Genomic DNA, 17,122 nt, shown 5'->3' on the forward strand with positions numbered 1-17,122 from the left:
GCGAAGCATTCGGATAGAAAATCTACGGTTTCACCGATAGGTTATTGTCCGAATGCTTCGCCCCTACAGGACGCGGGCCGATGAAGACGCAAGGTTTTGAACGACGATTCTCTCAAAATCTTGCACCTGTGAGAGCAAAACAGAACCCTAAAACTCTTACCTCGTCTATATTTCACATTTATTCAGCAAGCCCTATCTACCAATCTATCTGAACAGGATATTTTGCTAATATTGAATCATGGCTAATCAGTCTAGCATTTTCAAGATTAGCTTGAGCAACTAACAAGCGGTCAAATGGATCTTTATGGATGTTAGGTAAAGTATTTAAAGCTAAAACATGGCTGACTGTAATTGATAAAAGGCCAATTTGGTTAGTTTCCTGCTGAGTATTAATCATTTCTGCTAAAGGTATCTTGAGTGATAGTTTACCTAGTTGTAGTTTGATTTGCATTTCCCAAATACTTGTAATACTAAGTAATAGCGTATTACTAGGATCTCTACACAGTTCTAAAGCTCTTTGAGAGAGTTTTTCTGGTTCGCTATCCCACCAAATAAATGTATGGGTATCTAAAAGAAATTTCATGATTCACCTGTCCAAAATTCTTCAGGAAGTGGCTCATCAAAATCTTCGCTAGTCCCAATTTTTCCAGCGTGTAGTCCTGGTTGTCGTAACTTAGGAGAAGGAGTTTCAGACGTTGTTTTTTCAGTATCTCCCCAAGGAATTAGACGAGCTACAGGCTTGTTTCCTTCGGTTATAATAATTTCAGTATCTACCTTTATTAAGGCAAGTAGTTCTTGTAAAGTTAACTGTACTTGATTGAGATCAATAGTTTTGTTTGACATGAATAATTTTCTCTCTTTATTTACTTCACAAAATACAACAGGATTCAGTGATAACTGCCTCACAAGTTAATAAAGGTTTGGCAACTTTTTCCCATTGCTGAATTGCCCAATTGTGATAATTATCACTCCGGTATGTCTTGGAATCGCAGATCTTTTATTTAATTGGGGGTTAAACTACCAAGAATGGCTAGGACTTGCTGAAAAAGTACGGGCGAAGATTCGGGCAATAACTTATCGCTGAAACCGTAGATTTCCTATCCGAATGCTTCGCCCCTACAGGACGTGATCAATAAACTGTTTGCGTTTCATACAACAATTTTCTCTTCTTGGTAGTTTCCCTTTGTAGCGGCAATTGCTTCCTGTTTATTCAATTCTAATGCTTCACTAAGAGTAATTTTTAGGGTTTCTAATAACTGATCACGAGATGCTTCTTGACAGTTAACTCCCGGAATTTCTTCTATCCAACCAATCCACCAATCTCCGTCTGGCTGAATGATAGCTGTGTAGGTGTTAGTCATAGAATATCTCCTTAGCTAAAATACAAATATATATTATTATACTCGATTTAGGAAACTCTGAAACCGCTCATCTCCCCGAATCTGCTCAAAATCTTTATCTGTTTTCGCCATATCCTGATATTCGACATCAAGATTGATGGCGCGTTGTAAGTTTTCGATAGCTAATTCCACATTGTTTTGTAAGCCATAACAAACAGCTTTATTGTAGTAAGGATTAGCATCATTTGGATTAATTTTAATAGCACGATCACAAGATTCTAGTGCATCTTTATATCGTCCCATACAAGTTAAAACATATCCTCGATTATCCCAAGTATCAGGGTAATCGGGTTTAATTTCTAAAGCTCGATCGTAGGATGCGATCGCTTGTTCAAATCTGCCTAAATTACCTAACGCATTCCCTCGGTAGTTCCAAGCATCATGGTCATCGGGTTTAATTTCTAAAGCTCGATCGTAGGATGCGATCGCTTCCTCAAATCTGCCTAAATTATATAACGCAACCCCTCGGTTGTTCCAAGCATCAGGGTAATCGGGTTTAAATTCTAAAGCTCGATCGTAGGATGCGATCGCTTCTTCAAATCTGCCTAAATTACCTAACGCAACCCCTCGGCCGTACCAAGCATCAGGGTAATCGGGTTTAATTTCTAAAGCTCGATCCCAGGAGGCGATCGCTTCTTCAAATCTGCCTAAATTACCTAACGCAATCCCTCGGTTGTTCCAAGCATCAGGGTAATCGGGTTTAAATTCTAAAGCTCGATCCCAGGAGGCGATCGCTTCTTCAAATCTGCCTAAATTACCTAACGCAATCCCTCGGTTGTTCCAAGCATCAGGGTCATCGGGTTTAATTTCTAAAGCTCGATCCCAGGATGCGATCGCTTCTTCCAATCTGCCTAAATTACCTAACGCAACCCCTCGGTTGTACCAAGCATCAGGGTCATCGGGTTTAATTTCTAAAGCTCGATCCCAGGATGCGATCGCTTCTTCCAATCTGCCTAAATTACCTAACGCAACCCCTCGGTTGTACCAAGCATCAGGGTCATCGGGTTTAATTTCTAAAGCTCGATCCCAGGATGCGATCGCTTCTTCCAATCTGCCTAAATTACCTAACGCAACCCCTCGGTTGTACCAAGCATCATGCTTATCGGGTTTAATTTCTAAAGCTCGATCGTAGGATGCGATCGCTTGTTCAAATCTGCCTAAATTACCTAACGCAACCCCTCGGTTGTTCCAAGCTTCATGCTTATCGGGTTTAAATTCTAAAGCTTTGTCGTAGGATGCGATCGCTTCTTCCAATCTGCCTAAATTACCTAACGCAACCCCTCGGTTGTTCCAAGCTTCATGCTTATCGGGTTTAAATTCTAAAGCTTTGTCGTAGGATGCGATCGCTTGTTCAAATCTGCCTAAATTACCTAACGCAACCCCTCGGTTGTACCAAGCTTCATGGTAATCGGGTTTAATTTCTAAAGCTTTGTCGTAGGATGCGATCGCTTCTTCAAATCTGCCTAAATTATATAACGCATTCCCTCGGTTGTACCAAGCTTCATGCTTATCGGGTTTAATTTCTAAAGCTCGATCCCAGGATGCGATCGCTTCTTCAAATCTGCCTAAATCATCTAACGCATTCCCTCGGTTGTTCCAAGCTTCATGCAAATCGGGTTTAATTTCTAAAGCTCGATCCCAGGATGCGATCGCTTCTTCAAATCTGCCTAAATCATCTAACGCATTCCCTCGGTTGTTCCAAGCTTCATGCAAATCGGGTTTAATTTCTAAAGCTCGATCCCAGGATGCGATCGCTTCTTCAAATCTGCCTAAATCATCTAACGCATTCCCTCGGTTGTTCCAAGCTTCATGCAAATCGGGTTTAATTTCTAAAGCTTTGTCGTAGGATGCGATCGCTTCTTGGTATTGTTCGAGATAATAAAAAGTAGTACCTTGATAAAACCAACCGTCTTCCCATTGAGGTAGCAAACTAACTAGACGGTTGAACCCTTTTAAGGCATCTTGATAGCGCTTTAATTCATACAGTTTAAGAGTAAATCCTGCTAGAGAAGGCAACATTTCAAGAGGTTTTTCTTCAAATAACTGCCAAATTAACTGTTTTAGAGGACGCAAATAGTCATTTAATTCTACCTGCTTTCCCTTGGCTTCAATTTGTCCGTCGCGAGGTTCTAAAATGTTTTCTCTGGCAATTAAATCAGCCAAACTTTGCTTGATTTTCCAGCGATACCAGAGTTGTTGCCACATATTTCCCTTGGCGATAAATCTGGCAGTGGGTTCAACAATAAACGGCTCTAAGGAAATATTACACTGGCGCAACAAATCCACCGCAGCATAGATATATTTCGCCAGAGTATCCCTTTTAATTGCATCCTGATAACGTTTTTTCCAGTTGCCTCGTAGAGTAGCTTGATAGTTGGCAGGATTGAGGGGTAATTGTCGGTTGTCAAGGCGCACCAGATTTTCTACCACATTGCGAAAGGTAGAATCATTATAGGCAGCAATGCTGCTGTAGTCAGTTTCAGCTTTAATGTTGGTTTGCGGGATAGTATCCTGCAATAATTCGACAATTGCACCGTCTTCCGGTGATGGCAATTTTACCAACTGAAAACGTTCCCACAGTTCTGGGTATTTGTCCCACTGTAACTTATCCCATTCACTTGGTTGTCCCGGTGATTCGGGTTCTTTTTCATCTCTCGCAGTGGCAATTACTCGCACTTCTTCGGGACGAGTACAATGGTTTTCATAAGCTTCTAGGGTTTTTAATAGTCGTTCTTGTAAGGGAATATTAATCGCCGCAAGAGGACTATCTTTTGCTTGGGGATTTTGGTCGATTTTCAAACTACGGCGCATATATGAGTTAAGATCATCGAGTAAAAATAGTAATTTTCTATCTGTTCCAATTGCCTCTAATTGGTTATTTTCAGGTCGCTCTAACCATTCTCCTAATTTTAATACTAATACCGTCCAGCCTTCATGATTCAAGCGTTGCGCTACTTCAGCAGCTTCTCTAGTTTTGCCGATTCCTGTGGGTCCGAGAATAATTAACCAGCGATTTTCCTCCAGATTTTGCAGAAGTTCGTTAGTAAAGTTTCGGTCAGCCATTCGGTGTTGGTAAATAATATTATGATCCGCTAAAGGAGATTTATCCTTTTCATCCCTTTTGTAGATAATCGGGATTACATTGCTATTGGGGGCAATTTTCGTAAAGGGTAAGGACGGTTCAATGATTCGGACTTTTCGTTTTTGCTCTCGATACCACCAAATGAAACCGATTATTGCCAGAACAACAGTCACTAATGCACCGGAGAGGAGATTGTCAATCCAGTCTTTATTAGTTTGATAGAATTGTATTATAGAATTCCACATAAGCCTATTTTAGATTTTAGATTTTCGATTTGAGATTGCGGAATGTGTGTCTCAAGATTTGTAGAAAATTAATTCGACTTCTTTTCACCGGTGAGAATATTTTTCCTCCTCGCCATGATAAGACAAATTTTAGCTGCTTGTAAGTAAGTGGTTCTAATTAAATTGAAGATAGATTTTGTCCTTGATCCCCCCTTAATCCCCCCTTGATAAGGGGAGTGCCGATCCCCCCTTAATCCCCCCTTGATAAGGGGAGTGCCGATCCCCCCTTAATCCCCCCTTGATAAGGGGGATGCCGATCCCCCCTTAATCCCCCCTTGATAAGGGGGGCATCTGATAGTTTTTAACACCTACCTAGTTAGAATAATCGACTAAACCTAATAAATCCCGATTAATCGGACAAAATAGGGCAATTTGCCCATTCATGGGCCAGAGGAGAGAAAAATTGTCAGACCATCGGGAAAAAGTGACAGGGGAAAAATTTTTCTAGACTGGAGTAGCCAAAAAATCCCAGTCCGGTTAAAATTGATTATCGATCGATTGTGTGAGGAGTCCGACCCCCATGACCAATAAACACACAGCAAGGCTGCTGGGTAGTTACCTGCAGCGCCTGCCTGCTCATAGCTGGCTCATCCTAGTTTTTTGGGCTTTGATTATCGCTCCAGTCCAAGCTGCTGTCGAATTACGCATTGCCATCAGTAAAGGTGTTAGCGCCGTCTCCGTGGGTAGTTCCACCGATGCTGTGGTGAAAGATGGGGCCGGGAGAGTCCTAGGAGAATTGACCGCCATGAATGCCCTCAATGCTAATCCCAGAGGAAAAGCGGTGGGTTTGGCCGATTGGCAGGCCAGTCAATTGATCATCGAACCGGAGAATGATGGTTACGTCTGGATTAATGATCGCTGGTATCGAGGACGCACAAGGATCATTCGGCAAGGTTCTGGGGTGACAGCCCTAAATTTAGTCGATTTAGAGGAATATCTCTATAGTGTCGTCGGTGCGGAGGCGATTCCCTCCTGGCCGCAAGAGGCCTTAAAAGCCCAATCCGTGGCGGCGCGTACCTATGCCCTCTACCAAATGAATACTTCTGGTAATCGCATCTACGATCTCGATACTACCACCCGCACCCAAGTTTATAAGGGTCTAGAAAGCGAGTTTACTAGCACCCACGAGGCGGTTAATGCCACCGCCGGACAAATTATGAGTTTCAACGGCAAACCGATTCTAGCGGTGTTTCACTCCTCCTCCGGGGGTCATACGGAAAATGTCGAAGATGTTTGGAATTCCCCCTTACCCTACCTGCGCGGTGTCGTCGATTACGACCAAGTCGCCCCGGTATTCCAATGGTCAAAAAACTTTAGTGCCAGGGAATTAGGCCGTTTAATCGGTGGTGTTGGTCGTGTGCGATCGCTATCTCCCGAAAGAACCACTCCCCACGGACGAGTGATTAGAATGCGTATAGTGGGCGATCAAGGCTCTAAATTAATCTCTGATACCCAATTACGGCGATTCCTCGAGCTGCGTAGTACCCTATTCACGATTTCAGCTAATAACGGTACTTTTGCCATTAATGGTCGCGGTTTCGGTCATGGGATCGGTTTAAGTCAATGGGGCGCTTTTTCCCTCGCTGACCAAGGGGTGACTTATGACCGCATTCTCAGCCATTATTATCAAAATGCTCGTTTAACTGAAATGCCCAATTAAAAAGGCTGTCAGCCGTTTCCAGTAAACTGATCACTGATAACTGATAACTGATTGTGAGATAATGTCTAATCTCACTTGTAATTTTTGACTTGCATGACCATCGTTACCGAAGCCTTAACCGAGTTGGAACCAGTCATAAAAACTACCTTTACCGTTGAGGAAATTCGCCAACTACTGCCCCATCGTTATCCCTTTGCCCTAGTCGATCGCATTATTGACTATGTACCAGGTAAAAAGGCTGTTGGCCTAAAAAATGTCACGATCAACGAGCCTTTTTTTCCCGGTCATATTCCCAGTCGTCCCTTGATGCCGGGGGTGTTAATTGTGGAATCCATGGCCCAAGTGGGGGGAGTGATTTTGACCCAATTACCCGGGATGAAAGGGAAATTTTTTGCCTTCGCTGGCATTGATAAAACCCGTTTTCGTCGTCCTGTGGTGCCGGGAGATCAATTAATTATGACGGTGGAATTATTATCCTTCAAGATGAATAAAATTGCTAAAATGCAAGGGGAAGCAAGAGTCGATGGGCAATTGGCCGCCCAGGGTGAAATGATGTTTTCTGTCTTTGATTGACCTATGAATTTTGATCGAGATCGTCTCCGACAAGAACTAAATTTATTTGCTATTCTAGGGGCTTTTATTACCAATATTTTCGCTAATATTTTTCCTCTTAAGGGCGAAAATATCGGGGCTATCTCGAATACAGTTTTTCAAGATGTCTTAATTGTTCCCGCTAATTATGCTTTTGCTATCTGGGGATTAATTTATCTGGGTTTAATTAGTCTGGGAATTTACCAAGCTTTGGCTTTTAATAAAACTGAACCGCGTTTGCGTCGGTTAGGCTACGAATTAGCCATCGCTAGTGCTTGTCAGATTCTTTGGGTAATTCTCTTTCAATTGCGTTTTTTTACTCTGTCTTTATTGGCAATGCTAGGCATTTTAATTCCTCTCATCCGGCTTTATCTTCGCTTAGAAATTAATCGCTTGATTGTCAATCGTAAACAGGGTTTATTAGTTAATGCTCCTATTAGTATTTATTTCGCTTGGATTAGCGTGGCCACGATTGTCAATGTCGCTTCGGTGCTAGATTGGATCGACTGGCAGCGATGGGGTCTAACTGACCAGATCTGGACGGTAATAATTCTGCTTATCGGGGCGATAATCGCGATTTTAGTCGGTTTAAAAAGAAAAGATCGGGCTTTTATCGGGGTGTTTATCTGGGCTTTTTTGGCGATCGCTGTTAAACAGATTTCTCTGCCTCTAATTGCGATAACAGCGATTATATTAGCGATTACCCTAACTTTTCTGGTTTTTCGTGGCAATTTTCGCCCTCTGAGTCGTTAAAATGCGGGATCACAGCGAATTTCGACGATAAAGCCATCGGGATCGTAGAAGTAAACCCCTCTCCCAGTCGGCCGGGTTACGGGTCCACTAGCAATAGTAATTCCCTGACTTTGTAGCACTTCTAGGGCAAAATCGAAGCATTCCGGGGCAATATCGAAGGCTAAATGGTTGGCACGGGTAAAAGCGATTTCGGGATTGTCGTCGGGAGGGTTTAAATCTGGTTCCCAAAATAGGTCAATTACTGTACCATCGGGGGTGATAAAATTGGCCACTTTTCCCTGGGCAACTAATTCTTTTAAGGTACTGGGAATTTTTTCCCCCACTAATTCCTCTAATCCTAATATTTCCCCATAAAAATGACGAGAGGCATCCATATCTTTGACGTTGAAAGCGATATGATGAACTTTTCGCAGTTGACCGATTTTGAGTTTTTTCGCAGTTACGAAAGGGCTAATAGTCATTTTAGTTATCATTTATCAGTAAAGGATTGGGGGATTTTTCAGTGAACAGTAATCAGTAATCAGTGAAAAGACAGCACTATTAATGTCATTTAATACTCCTCATTTAATACCGTTAACTGATAACTGATAACTGATTGGCGACTTAAGAGTTAATTTTTTGCAATAATTGTCGAATGGATTCGGCATCTTGAGCGTTGGGTAGGAGAGCGAGATAGAAGCCTAAATCCTGTTGCGCTTGGCTGAGTTGTCCAATTTGATAGTAAACTAAACCTCGATCGCGCAGCTCTAGGGGATGATTAGGAATGAGCAAAAGTAGTAGATCTATTGTCCGAATTGTCTGAGACCATTGTTGACGATTCAGGTAAATATATTTTAAATTAGTCAACAAACGTAATAAAATTTGCTGATTGGTAGCAATATTGAGAAAATGTTCTTCTAATTTAACTGGCTGTTGATAAATTTGACTTAATCTTTCTTGACAGTCCTGTTTAAATAGGATTTCACCACCGTGAAAGGGATCGACAAAGATTTCTACTTCCTCGAAATCGGGACGGATAATAAAATGCCCTGGCATACCAATTCCTACCATGGGAAAATCTATCTGTTTGGCAATCTCTAAATAGATAATCGAGAGAGTGAGTGGGATACCAGTGCGGCGATCAATTACGTCATTTAAGTAGCTATTGCGGGGGTCATAGTATTCTTGGGTATTACCGGTAAATTGTAAATCTTCAAACAAATATTGATTGATAACCTTGACTATTTTTAAGGGATATAATCTATCGGGTAGGCGTTTTTTTACCTCGTCAGCCATTAAGTTTATCCTATTTAAATAGTGATCAATCTTGAGACGGGGATATTCAAAATTGGCTATTTGTAGAGCTGCCCGAGCTAGATTTATCTCATGATCAGGATGTTGAATTGTTTCGATGAAGGCCTGGTATAAGAGTTCAAGGGTCATTAGAAAAGGGTATTAATCAGATTATCAACTATTTTAACCGATCCTTCTGGTTTTATCGCTTCTCTTTTCTGATCACTATTAAAGATTCAGCGCTTTAGATGAGCTTTCCCCGGAGGAGTAACGAGAAATCTTGTCAAGGTCTAGATTAACCACCGCTTTTTCTAAAGGGATCGTGCGACAATTTTTAGATTGATCCTGCACTTGATAAACTAATTGATTTGTCCAATCTAAAGCAGTTAACCAACCACTTTGGGGATGATAAACCCCAGTTTCAATGTCTAGCCAACCGCTGCCGCGAGCTAGTTGTCCCGGTTTGACATCAGGAAAGGTAAAGGTTAAAGTATGACCTGTGATAATTAGTTTATCCTTGAAATAGGGTTGGGTCATGGTATGAAATTCGTTTCTAATCCAACAAAACTCCTCGTTTGTTTGCTGTTCAAGGGGATATTCTGGGTGTACTCCCGCATGAACTAACCAAATATCTCCTAGGTCTAAATAAGCGGGTAGGGATTGGAACCAATTGATATGCTCGGCGGGTATATTGTTATTATAACTTAGTAGTGTCGCCGCCCCGCCACTCTCGATCCAACCGTTTAACCATCTTTCAGAAACTTCTTTTCCTGCTAAAGCTTTTAAGAGCATATATTCATGATTTCCTAGGAGACATTGGTAGTTATTTTTGATCACGAAATCCACCACTTCTAAGCTCTGCTCTCCTCGATCAATTAAATCCCCCAGAAAATAAACCTCATCCTCACTATCAGGAGCAACTCGGTTTAATAGTCGCAAAAGTGCCTGAAAATTGCCATGCACATCTCCGATAATAATACGACGCGGTTCTTGAGTTTGTTTCCCTATGTTTCTAAAAAACATACACCCCTCCCTAATCCCTGAGATTGCTACTCTTTTATTGCTAAAAAAGTAGTTTTTATATAGTCTTAATTTTATTATAGGACAAGCCTTTCCCTTTGACAGTCACTCCCTCCTAAGAACCGCCAGAGAAAGGCTGTAATTATTTTGTAAAGTATTTTTACAATCTCTGGACAGAGAGCGGTCGGGTTATGGTACTATTTTTTTATGATCAGTTTTTATATAATTGTACATCAGCACTCATAGCTAAACGCAAAAATTCCCATTATATAAAAAAGTATCTCAAAAAAATGCTCCCTTGTCAAGCATCATCAAAAAAAAAGTTTTTTTTTGAGATTATAATAAAAAAAAATTAGTTTTCTGCTGCTATGATAACCCTAATTAACGCTAGAATTCCCGCCCATCAGGATCGACAACAAATAGAGATAAATGCTGCGGGAAAGATCGAGAGAATCACGGAGATGGGGGGAAGGAAAAAAGGGGAAAAGATTATCGATATGGAAGGGGATTGGCTATCCTTAGGAGGAGTAGATTTACAGATCAACGGAGGATTAGGATTAGCATTTCCTGACTTAGAAATAACAGATCTAGAAAAATTAGATAAGATTAGCGATTATCTGGGGAATCAAGGAATTGATGGTTATCTTCCCACCCTAGTCACCACGTCCGTGGAGAAATTTCAAAAATCACTCTCAGTAATTGCCAAATATATCGAAAAACAGCAACAGGAAAATCGATCGAGCGCCCAGGTTTTAGGAGTACATTTAGAGGGACCATTTTTAAACTATGAAAAAAGGGGAGCGCATCCGGGACAATATCTTTTAAACCCAAGTATAGAAACAGTAGATAAAATTTTTGGGGACTACTTATCGATTGTAAAAATTATCACTCTAGCACCAGAATTAGATAGTAGCGGTACGGTGATTAAATACCTAAGCGATCGAGGAATTACCGTCAGTTTAGGACATTCGCAAGCGAGTCAAGAAATAGCCAAAGAAGCCTTTTTACAGGGGGCAAAAATGGTTACTCATGCCTTCAATGCCATGCCTCCTTTACATCATCGTCAACCAGGTTTATTAGGGGAAGCAATTATCAATCGCGAGGTATATTGTGGGTTAATTGCCGATGGTCAACACATCCATCCAACCATGATAGAATTATTACTAAAAGCCAGTAATTATCATCAAGGAATTTTCTTAGTTAGTGATGCTTTAGCTCCGATTGGTTTAGGGGATGGTGTCTATCCTTGGGACGAGAGAGAAATTGAAGTTAAACAGGGAACAGCAAGACTTTTTGACGGTACTTTAGCGGGAACAACCTTACCGTTATTACAAGGAGTAGCCAATTTAGTTAACTGGGGAATATGTGATTTAGAAACGGCAATTCTTCTAGCGACAGAATCCCCCAGAAAAGCGATCAGATTAGCTGGTTTATCAGTGGGACAACCTGCCAACTTTTTGCGCTGGCAATCGGCATCAAATTGGGAAAGATTGGATTTCCGTCAGCATTTTGGACTCTAACTGTTGAATGAGGGTATCAAGATCGACTTCGAGGCGATCAAAACATTCAGGAGGGGAAAGATCGGGTTGAAAATAAATCAATTTTACCTGACCATCACCGATAGCGACTATAGCCACTTCTTCCCTGGGATTATAGCGATAAATAATCCCAAGCATCTCTTGAATTTTACAATTAACCTTGCGATTTAATTTCTCTAGGGACTCCCTAGAACAACAGACAAAATGAGGCTGAGGTTTAAGATCGATGCCTAGGGTTTCTTGAGCATCTTCTCCCCATTCCGAGAGTAAACCCCACATTAAACCGGCTAATTCCTGTTGATTTTCTTGCACAAATTGATCTAATTGATAGCGCCATTGATTAGCGGGATCATCGGGTATTGCTTGTTCAAATCTCATCATTAGCCTCTTTTCAGTTATCAGTTATCAGTTATCAGTTATCAGTCATCAGTTATCAGTTATCCGTTATCAGTCCTTAATAAGGGGGGTGCCGATCCCCCCTGCCCCCTTGATAAGGGGGGTGCCGATAGGCGGGGGGATCCCCCTTAATAAGGGGGGAAAGCTGAGAATTTTTAACACCTACCTACTTATAGACAACTTTTCCTCTAGATAGGGATTGAATAGGGATAGAACTATTCACCTTTTCAGTTAACGACGGTACTCATCACCGCAATCACCGATTAACTGCAATAAATCCCGGGATTTTTCCAAGACATGATCAATTTTTTGATAGTCTTGGGGAGATAATTGAAAATCGAAAATACGGGCATTTTCTGCGATATGTTCAGCAACACCCAAACGCACCCCGATAATTGCTCCAGCTACGGCTTTTTGTTCAAGAACGTAACGCACTGCCACATTAGGAATGGTGACATGATAGGAATCAGCGATCGCTTTAAGAACAGTTAATAATTCTTGGAATAATTGCCAGTTTCCCCAAGCATCGATCATGTTTTTATATTTCCGTAAACTAGCGGTATTGAGACTCATGGCATTGGGTTCAGGATGACCGAGATATTTAGCTCCTAATAAGCCTCCTGCTAGAGTACCATAGGCCAGGAGATAGATGTTATGTTCTTGGCAAAACTGCGCCATTTTGACGAGGGGACGGCGATCAATCAGGGAAAACTGGACTTGATTGGAGACTATTGTAATCCCGGCGCTGAGAATAATTTTTAAATGTTCCGTGTCGAAATTAGTCAAGGCTAGGTGTTTAATTTTGCCTTCCTGTTGTAATTCCCCTAAAAAATATAAGGCATCTAGATAATTTTTATCGCGATAATCCCACCAGTGAAACTGCAATAAATCGAGACTATCCACATCCATGCGACGCAGGGAAATAGCGATATTTTTTGCGACTATTTCCTTAGTCATTTTACCCGGACGGGGAACCCATTTAGTGAAAGCTTGCAGATTATTTAAAGCATCAATACCCCTTTGAGCGACTAATTGACGACGAAATTCACCGATAAAATCTTCAGCCGGACCGTAATGATCGGCCAGATCCCAAGTGGTGAAACCGGCATCTAGATAGGAGAACATACTAGGGATCGCTTTTTGGGGTGCGATCGAACCATGGGTGCCTGAAACTTGCCACATTCCGTTCAAAATACGACAAATTTCCAGATCGGGGGTAAACTGTAAGCGACGAGATTCGGACATGGGGACTTTTCAGTGATCAGTAAACAGTAAACAGTAATCAGTGAAAAGACAGCAGAAAACTGCCATTGAATACTGCTCACTTAATATTCTATTCTCCTACTGACCACTAATCACCGATTACTGATTCAAGACAGATCGATCGTCCCTGTCTGGAAAAACGCAGTCAAGGGGAAGACTTTCGGAAAAATCTCCCCCTGTTTAGGTTTTTGCTGCTCAATTTTTGCCCGGTTAATATTCCACTTCCAATCGCGCTGCGGTGACAGCATCAAAAGCGAAAGCGAGAACTATAGGCATAGGACAAGCGAGGATGACACAGAGAATTAAAGCTGTCACAGTCAATCCAATCGCCATTCCTAACCAAAGTTTTTCGGCAGGGGATAGACCTTTTTGACGCTTAATATTTTGTAACACTTTGGTGGGAATTGGTTCTGGCATGACGGCATTGGGAGGGAATGCCCAATAATTACTGTAGCGTTCGAGAAATAGCTCTGTCCAGCCGTTTTCTTGACACCATTCTTGAATCCATGGTTCGTGAAAGTGTTTCATTGCTTCCCTGTTGACTTTTTCTGGTGATTACTTTAAACATCTCTTGATGCGAACTTCATCCTAGCAAAGCTATCTTAAGGGTCGATCGGATTCAATAAAACTTAATATATGAGTAGTCGGTGGGTAAAATGTATTCTAAGATACAGTGCCAGCGAACGACCAGAACGAACCACAAAGACACAAAGGACACAAAGATCGATCGCTCCTATATAAGTTAAACCGATCACACAAAAGGAAATAATTGTTAAAAAATTTCGGTTCTTGATTCGGTACAGATTGCCTGTAATTTTTGGTCCCAAGTATCGAGGGGAAGGGTATCGAGATAGGCAAAGTCAAAGACAATCCCGATCGAGGGGATAGCTTGCCATTCGGGGGAATGTAGGAGACGATCAAAATAACCTCCCCCGTAACCTAAGCGATAACCTTGGCGATCGCAAGCGACGGCGGGAATTAACAGTAAGTCCACTTCGGTCGGTAAAATGAGAGGAGCGATCGCTGTTGGTTCATAGATGCCATAACGATTTAATTCTAGGGGATCGTCGGCAGTCCAACAGTGCCAAGTCAGGCTATCTCCGTCACAACGGGGAAAACCCCAGCGATGGTGTTGACAAAATAAGGAACTTAAATCCGGCTCTTGACGATAACTGAAGTAAGCGAGAATGGTTTTAGCGTGTTGAAAGAGGGGTAAAGATTGTAAATTTTTGCAAAGTTGCTGACTATTTTCTTGCCAAATATGCTTAGGAAGCGATCGTCTTTGGGCAATTAGTTGTTTGCGTAATTGGGCTTTTTTGGTAGCAGAATCCATAAAATAAAGATAAATAGGAGAGTAAGTAGCTGGTTATAATTAAATTGAAGATGGATCCCCCCTTAATCCCCCCTTAATAAGGGGGGTGTCGATCCCCCCTTAATCCCCCCTTGATAAGGGGGGCATCGGACAGTTTTTAACACCTAACTACTTAGTAAGAACGATGCTAAATCTATTTAACTCGCTTTTTGGGCGTTATAACGAGAATATCAAGGCCAATGTGGAAATTTACACGTGGGCAACTTGTCCCTACTGTATTCGTGCTAAATGGTTGCTGGGTTGGAAAGGGGTAAAATACACCGAATACAAGATTGATGGGGATGAAAGCGCTCGTCAAGCCATGGCCGAACGGTCCAACGGTAAACGCAGTGTACCACAGATTTTTATCAATAATGAACATATCGGTGGTTGTGATGATTTGTATGCTTTGGATGGTCAGAAAAAATTAGATAATTTATTGGCTAAATGTGGGACTATCTAAAGTCTATTGACGAAAAAGCCTATGAGAAACATCGGCAATGGATGCAGTTAGCTTTAAATTTAGCAGCAACTGCGGGGGATCGGGGTGATGTGCCGGTGGGAGCGGTTATCGTGGATAAACAGGGACATTTAATCGCTCAAGGGGCTAATTGCAAGGAAAAACACCATGATCCTACCGCTCACGCTGAAATTCTGGCGATTCGTGCCGCTAGTCAGGTTTTAGGCAATTGGCACTTAAATGATTGTACCCTCTACGTCACCCTCGAACCCTGTCCCATGTGTGCCGGGGCAATTATTCAGGCTAGATTAGGATTATTAGTGTACGGTGCTGACGATCCCAAAACAGGAGTTATCCGCACTGTGGCTAATTTTATTGATAGTCCTTTTTCTAACCATCGTTTACCGGTAATCGCGGGAATTTTAGCCAAGGAATCGGGGGAATTATTACAAACTTGGTTTGAGAAAAAAAGAAATGTTTAAAGGAGTCAGGGAGATAGGAGTCAGGAGTCAGGAGTCAGGAGTTAATCCTACTGTTAAAAGCGGATTGGGTAAGCTGTTGTGCATCTGAATTTGATATTCGTTTTACCTTGTCTCAACTAGAACTTGAATGCGGACTAGCTGATCACTGATCGTAATATGAGAATAGGAAATCGTTAATTTTCCCTCTGTGCTGATGATTGCCGCTTGTCCCTGGTAGGTGATAGTTATCGCATTACTGATCTGGAGTTACTCTGATTTTACCAATAAGGTAGTTGATATGTACGAGAAACAGGATCTACCTGCATTTGACAAAAGATTGCTACTTCTCCCTCCCAATTCATGTATCGAGAGCCAGGCGTTTCTAGAATTAACTCCGTATCTTTAGGATTGCGATAGAATTGGATATTAGGAGTTTCCTTGTCAAATTCATTTTGATAAAACAAAGATGGCAAATTACTTATTTTCTCTGCAATTGACTCTAGATCATATTGACAACTTGTATGTCGAATCGAACCTGGATACGGCAAGTCTATTGTCTCGACGTGATGTACGGTTTTTACGATAGCTTTCTTTAAATGACGACCGATTCGATATAAATTGGCAAAATGATAACGCAAATCACGGTTTAAAGAAATAGCCGATTTTCCATTCGGATGAATTTCGATATCGGGTCCGATATTGCCATTAGGATGAACTCCTTCCAAGAAATATCCTACGATACGAGCATCTCTGGGAAAAATTTGAATTTTTTTCCTGATCGGCTTTGTGACTATTCTGCGATCCCGTGAGTAAATTACGATAGAACGTAATTGACCGCCATTATGCTTGATTTTATTAACAATAGGGGACAATAAGTTTTTATAATCTTTAATATTTTCAAAGTCTTTTTTTGCAGGATTTTTAGCCTTATCTAGCCACTTATCATTATATTTGACTTGATTGGAACTATCATAAGGATGGAGAACCTTAAGAATACGGTAGCAATCATCAATATGAGCCATTAAAGCCTCTAGTAATTCTTTTTGTAAGATAGGCAGTTTCGCTAATGAATAATCGAGACGACCTTCAGCATCAAATAAAGCATGATTTATTCGCTCTATTTCATCTAAAATTTCAGCCAATGCTTTCATAACTCTCTGTATTGATAGATCGTAAATAGAAAGTGGATGACGTTCAATATGGGCTTTATGATAATCGATATTTTCTGGAAGAGATTTTAAATAATTGAAGGCTTCAGGATACAAGTTTCCATCTCTATAGGTTTTACGTTCAATTTTCATTGATATGTAAGCAAGTCAGTTGTGTTATCTATGTATTATAGACCCAAGAAAACCCCACAAAAAGCCATGAGAAGCGATCGCCTATTCAGACGGATTTAGGTGTTGACTGTTGGGTTTCCCTTTCCCCTAAAATTGAGAGGTTTTCTTTAACCCATTGATTCGCTCAAACCAACCGACGGACTCTCTTGTAGCGACTGTCTTGATTGTCAAGGGGTAACTCAAAAAACAATCAAGGAGTTGCTGTCGAACCTAAAATCTCAAGCCAGAAAAAAGCGCAGCAAAAACTAAGT

Annotated in this window: 18 protein-coding genes; 6 read left to right on the top strand and 12 right to left on the bottom strand. The window is 41.3% G+C overall.

Annotated features, from left to right (window positions below; genetic code table 11):
* Nucleotides 1-196: 196 nt before the first annotated feature.
* The 4 genes from H6G40_RS20295 to H6G40_RS23505 all read right to left on the bottom strand — a co-directional run bounded on the left by H6G40_RS20295 (nt 197) and on the right by H6G40_RS23505 (nt 4,727).
* Complete coding sequence (locus H6G40_RS20295) at nt 197-583, bottom strand: type II toxin-antitoxin system VapC family toxin (RefSeq protein WP_002734288.1); 387 nt, start codon at nt 581-583, stop codon at nt 197-199.
* On the bottom strand, nt 580-843 hold the full coding sequence (locus H6G40_RS20300) for a type II toxin-antitoxin system Phd/YefM family antitoxin (protein WP_002796475.1): 264 nt from the start codon (nt 841-843) through the stop codon (nt 580-582). The genes H6G40_RS20295 and H6G40_RS20300 overlap by 4 nt, the downstream gene beginning before the upstream one ends.
* 305 nt (nt 844-1,148) lie before the next feature.
* Entirely contained in the window at nt 1,149-1,361 is a 213-nt protein-coding gene (locus H6G40_RS20305; protein ID WP_002780190.1) for a hypothetical protein, read from the bottom strand.
* Nucleotides 1,362-1,397: 36 nt separating this feature from the next.
* A complete protein-coding gene (locus H6G40_RS23505; protein ID WP_242028811.1) occupies nt 1,398-4,727 on the bottom strand; it encodes a tetratricopeptide repeat protein in 3,330 nt (1,109 codons plus the stop codon).
* A gap of 559 nt (nt 4,728-5,286) precedes the next feature.
* Between H6G40_RS23505 and H6G40_RS20315 the strand changes: the two genes are divergently transcribed.
* From H6G40_RS20315 to H6G40_RS20325, 3 genes are all read left to right on the top strand, one after another.
* The gene (locus H6G40_RS20315) at nt 5,287-6,426 is read left to right on the top strand and encodes a SpoIID/LytB domain-containing protein (RefSeq protein ID WP_002751726.1); all 1,140 of its coding nucleotides are present in this window, start codon (nt 5,287-5,289) and stop codon (nt 6,424-6,426) included.
* A gap of 93 nt (nt 6,427-6,519) precedes the next feature.
* On the top strand, nt 6,520-6,999 hold the full coding sequence (gene fabZ, locus H6G40_RS20320; protein WP_002734156.1) for a 3-hydroxyacyl-ACP dehydratase FabZ: 480 nt from the start codon (nt 6,520-6,522) through the stop codon (nt 6,997-6,999).
* Between the two features lie 3 nt (nt 7,000-7,002).
* Complete coding sequence (locus tag H6G40_RS20325) at nt 7,003-7,770, top strand: tryptophan-rich sensory protein (protein ID WP_002751727.1); 768 nt, start codon at nt 7,003-7,005, stop codon at nt 7,768-7,770.
* Here the strand turns inward: H6G40_RS20325 and H6G40_RS20330 are convergent.
* The 3 genes from H6G40_RS20330 to H6G40_RS20340 all read right to left on the bottom strand — a co-directional run bounded on the left by H6G40_RS20330 (nt 7,767) and on the right by H6G40_RS20340 (nt 10,065).
* Entirely contained in the window at nt 7,767-8,231 is a 465-nt protein-coding gene (locus H6G40_RS20330; protein WP_002734772.1) for a VOC family protein, read from the bottom strand. The two genes, H6G40_RS20325 and H6G40_RS20330, sit on opposite strands and share 4 nt — an antisense overlap.
* 142 nt (nt 8,232-8,373) lie before the next feature.
* Nucleotides 8,374-9,192 (bottom strand): SirB1 family protein, encoded by an 819-nt coding sequence (locus H6G40_RS20335; protein ID WP_002751728.1) that lies wholly within the window; start codon nt 9,190-9,192, stop codon nt 8,374-8,376.
* 78 nt (nt 9,193-9,270) lie between these two features.
* Nucleotides 9,271-10,065, bottom strand: coding sequence for a metallophosphoesterase family protein (locus H6G40_RS20340; RefSeq protein WP_002751729.1), 795 nt, complete (start codon nt 10,063-10,065; stop codon nt 9,271-9,273).
* A gap of 365 nt (nt 10,066-10,430) precedes the next feature.
* On the opposite strand from H6G40_RS20340, the gene nagA reads away from it, so the two are divergent.
* Nucleotides 10,431-11,582, top strand: coding sequence for an N-acetylglucosamine-6-phosphate deacetylase (gene nagA / locus H6G40_RS20345; protein WP_069475222.1), 1,152 nt, complete (start codon nt 10,431-10,433; stop codon nt 11,580-11,582).
* Here nagA and ccmS read toward each other — a convergent pair.
* The 4 genes from ccmS to H6G40_RS20365 form a co-directional block, all read right to left on the bottom strand.
* Entirely contained in the window at nt 11,538-11,978 is a 441-nt protein-coding gene (gene ccmS, locus H6G40_RS20350; protein ID WP_002734042.1) for a beta-carboxysome assembly chaperone CcmS, read from the bottom strand. The two genes, nagA and ccmS, sit on opposite strands and share 45 nt — an antisense overlap.
* Nucleotides 11,979-12,227: 249 nt before the next feature.
* The gene (locus H6G40_RS20355; RefSeq protein ID WP_123229875.1) at nt 12,228-13,241 is read right to left on the bottom strand and encodes an aldo/keto reductase; all 1,014 of its coding nucleotides are present in this window, start codon (nt 13,239-13,241) and stop codon (nt 12,228-12,230) included.
* Between the two features lie 228 nt (nt 13,242-13,469).
* Nucleotides 13,470-13,787 (bottom strand): slr1957 family protein, encoded by a 318-nt coding sequence (locus H6G40_RS20360; protein ID WP_002733676.1) that lies wholly within the window; start codon nt 13,785-13,787, stop codon nt 13,470-13,472.
* 244 nt (nt 13,788-14,031) lie between these two features.
* Nucleotides 14,032-14,592, bottom strand: a complete 561-nt coding sequence (locus H6G40_RS20365) for a 5-formyltetrahydrofolate cyclo-ligase (protein ID WP_002751733.1) — start codon at nt 14,590-14,592, stop codon at nt 14,032-14,034.
* Nucleotides 14,593-14,755: 163 nt separating this feature from the next.
* Between H6G40_RS20365 and grxC the strand changes: the two genes are divergently transcribed.
* Together grxC and tadA are read left to right on the top strand one after the other, a co-directional pair.
* On the top strand, nt 14,756-15,073 hold the full coding sequence (grxC, locus tag H6G40_RS20370; RefSeq protein ID WP_002751734.1) for a glutaredoxin 3: 318 nt from the start codon (nt 14,756-14,758) through the stop codon (nt 15,071-15,073).
* Nucleotides 15,058-15,552 carry a tRNA adenosine(34) deaminase TadA gene (gene tadA / locus H6G40_RS20375; RefSeq protein WP_123229874.1) on the top strand — a complete coding sequence of 165 codons (495 nt, stop codon included), beginning with the start codon at nt 15,058-15,060 and terminating at the stop codon, nt 15,550-15,552. The genes grxC and tadA overlap by 16 nt, the downstream gene beginning before the upstream one ends.
* A gap of 257 nt (nt 15,553-15,809) precedes the next feature.
* Here the strand turns inward: tadA and H6G40_RS20380 are convergent, their stop codons facing one another.
* Nucleotides 15,810-16,832 carry a hypothetical protein gene (locus H6G40_RS20380; protein WP_069475219.1) on the bottom strand — a complete coding sequence of 341 codons (1,023 nt, stop codon included), beginning with the start codon at nt 16,830-16,832 and terminating at the stop codon, nt 15,810-15,812.
* Nucleotides 16,833-17,122 lie beyond the last annotated feature (290 nt).

Origin of the sequence: Microcystis viridis FACHB-1342 (assembly GCF_014698335.1) — a bacterium.
Classification (GTDB): domain Bacteria; phylum Cyanobacteriota; class Cyanobacteriia; order Cyanobacteriales; family Microcystaceae; genus Microcystis; species Microcystis ichthyoblabe_A.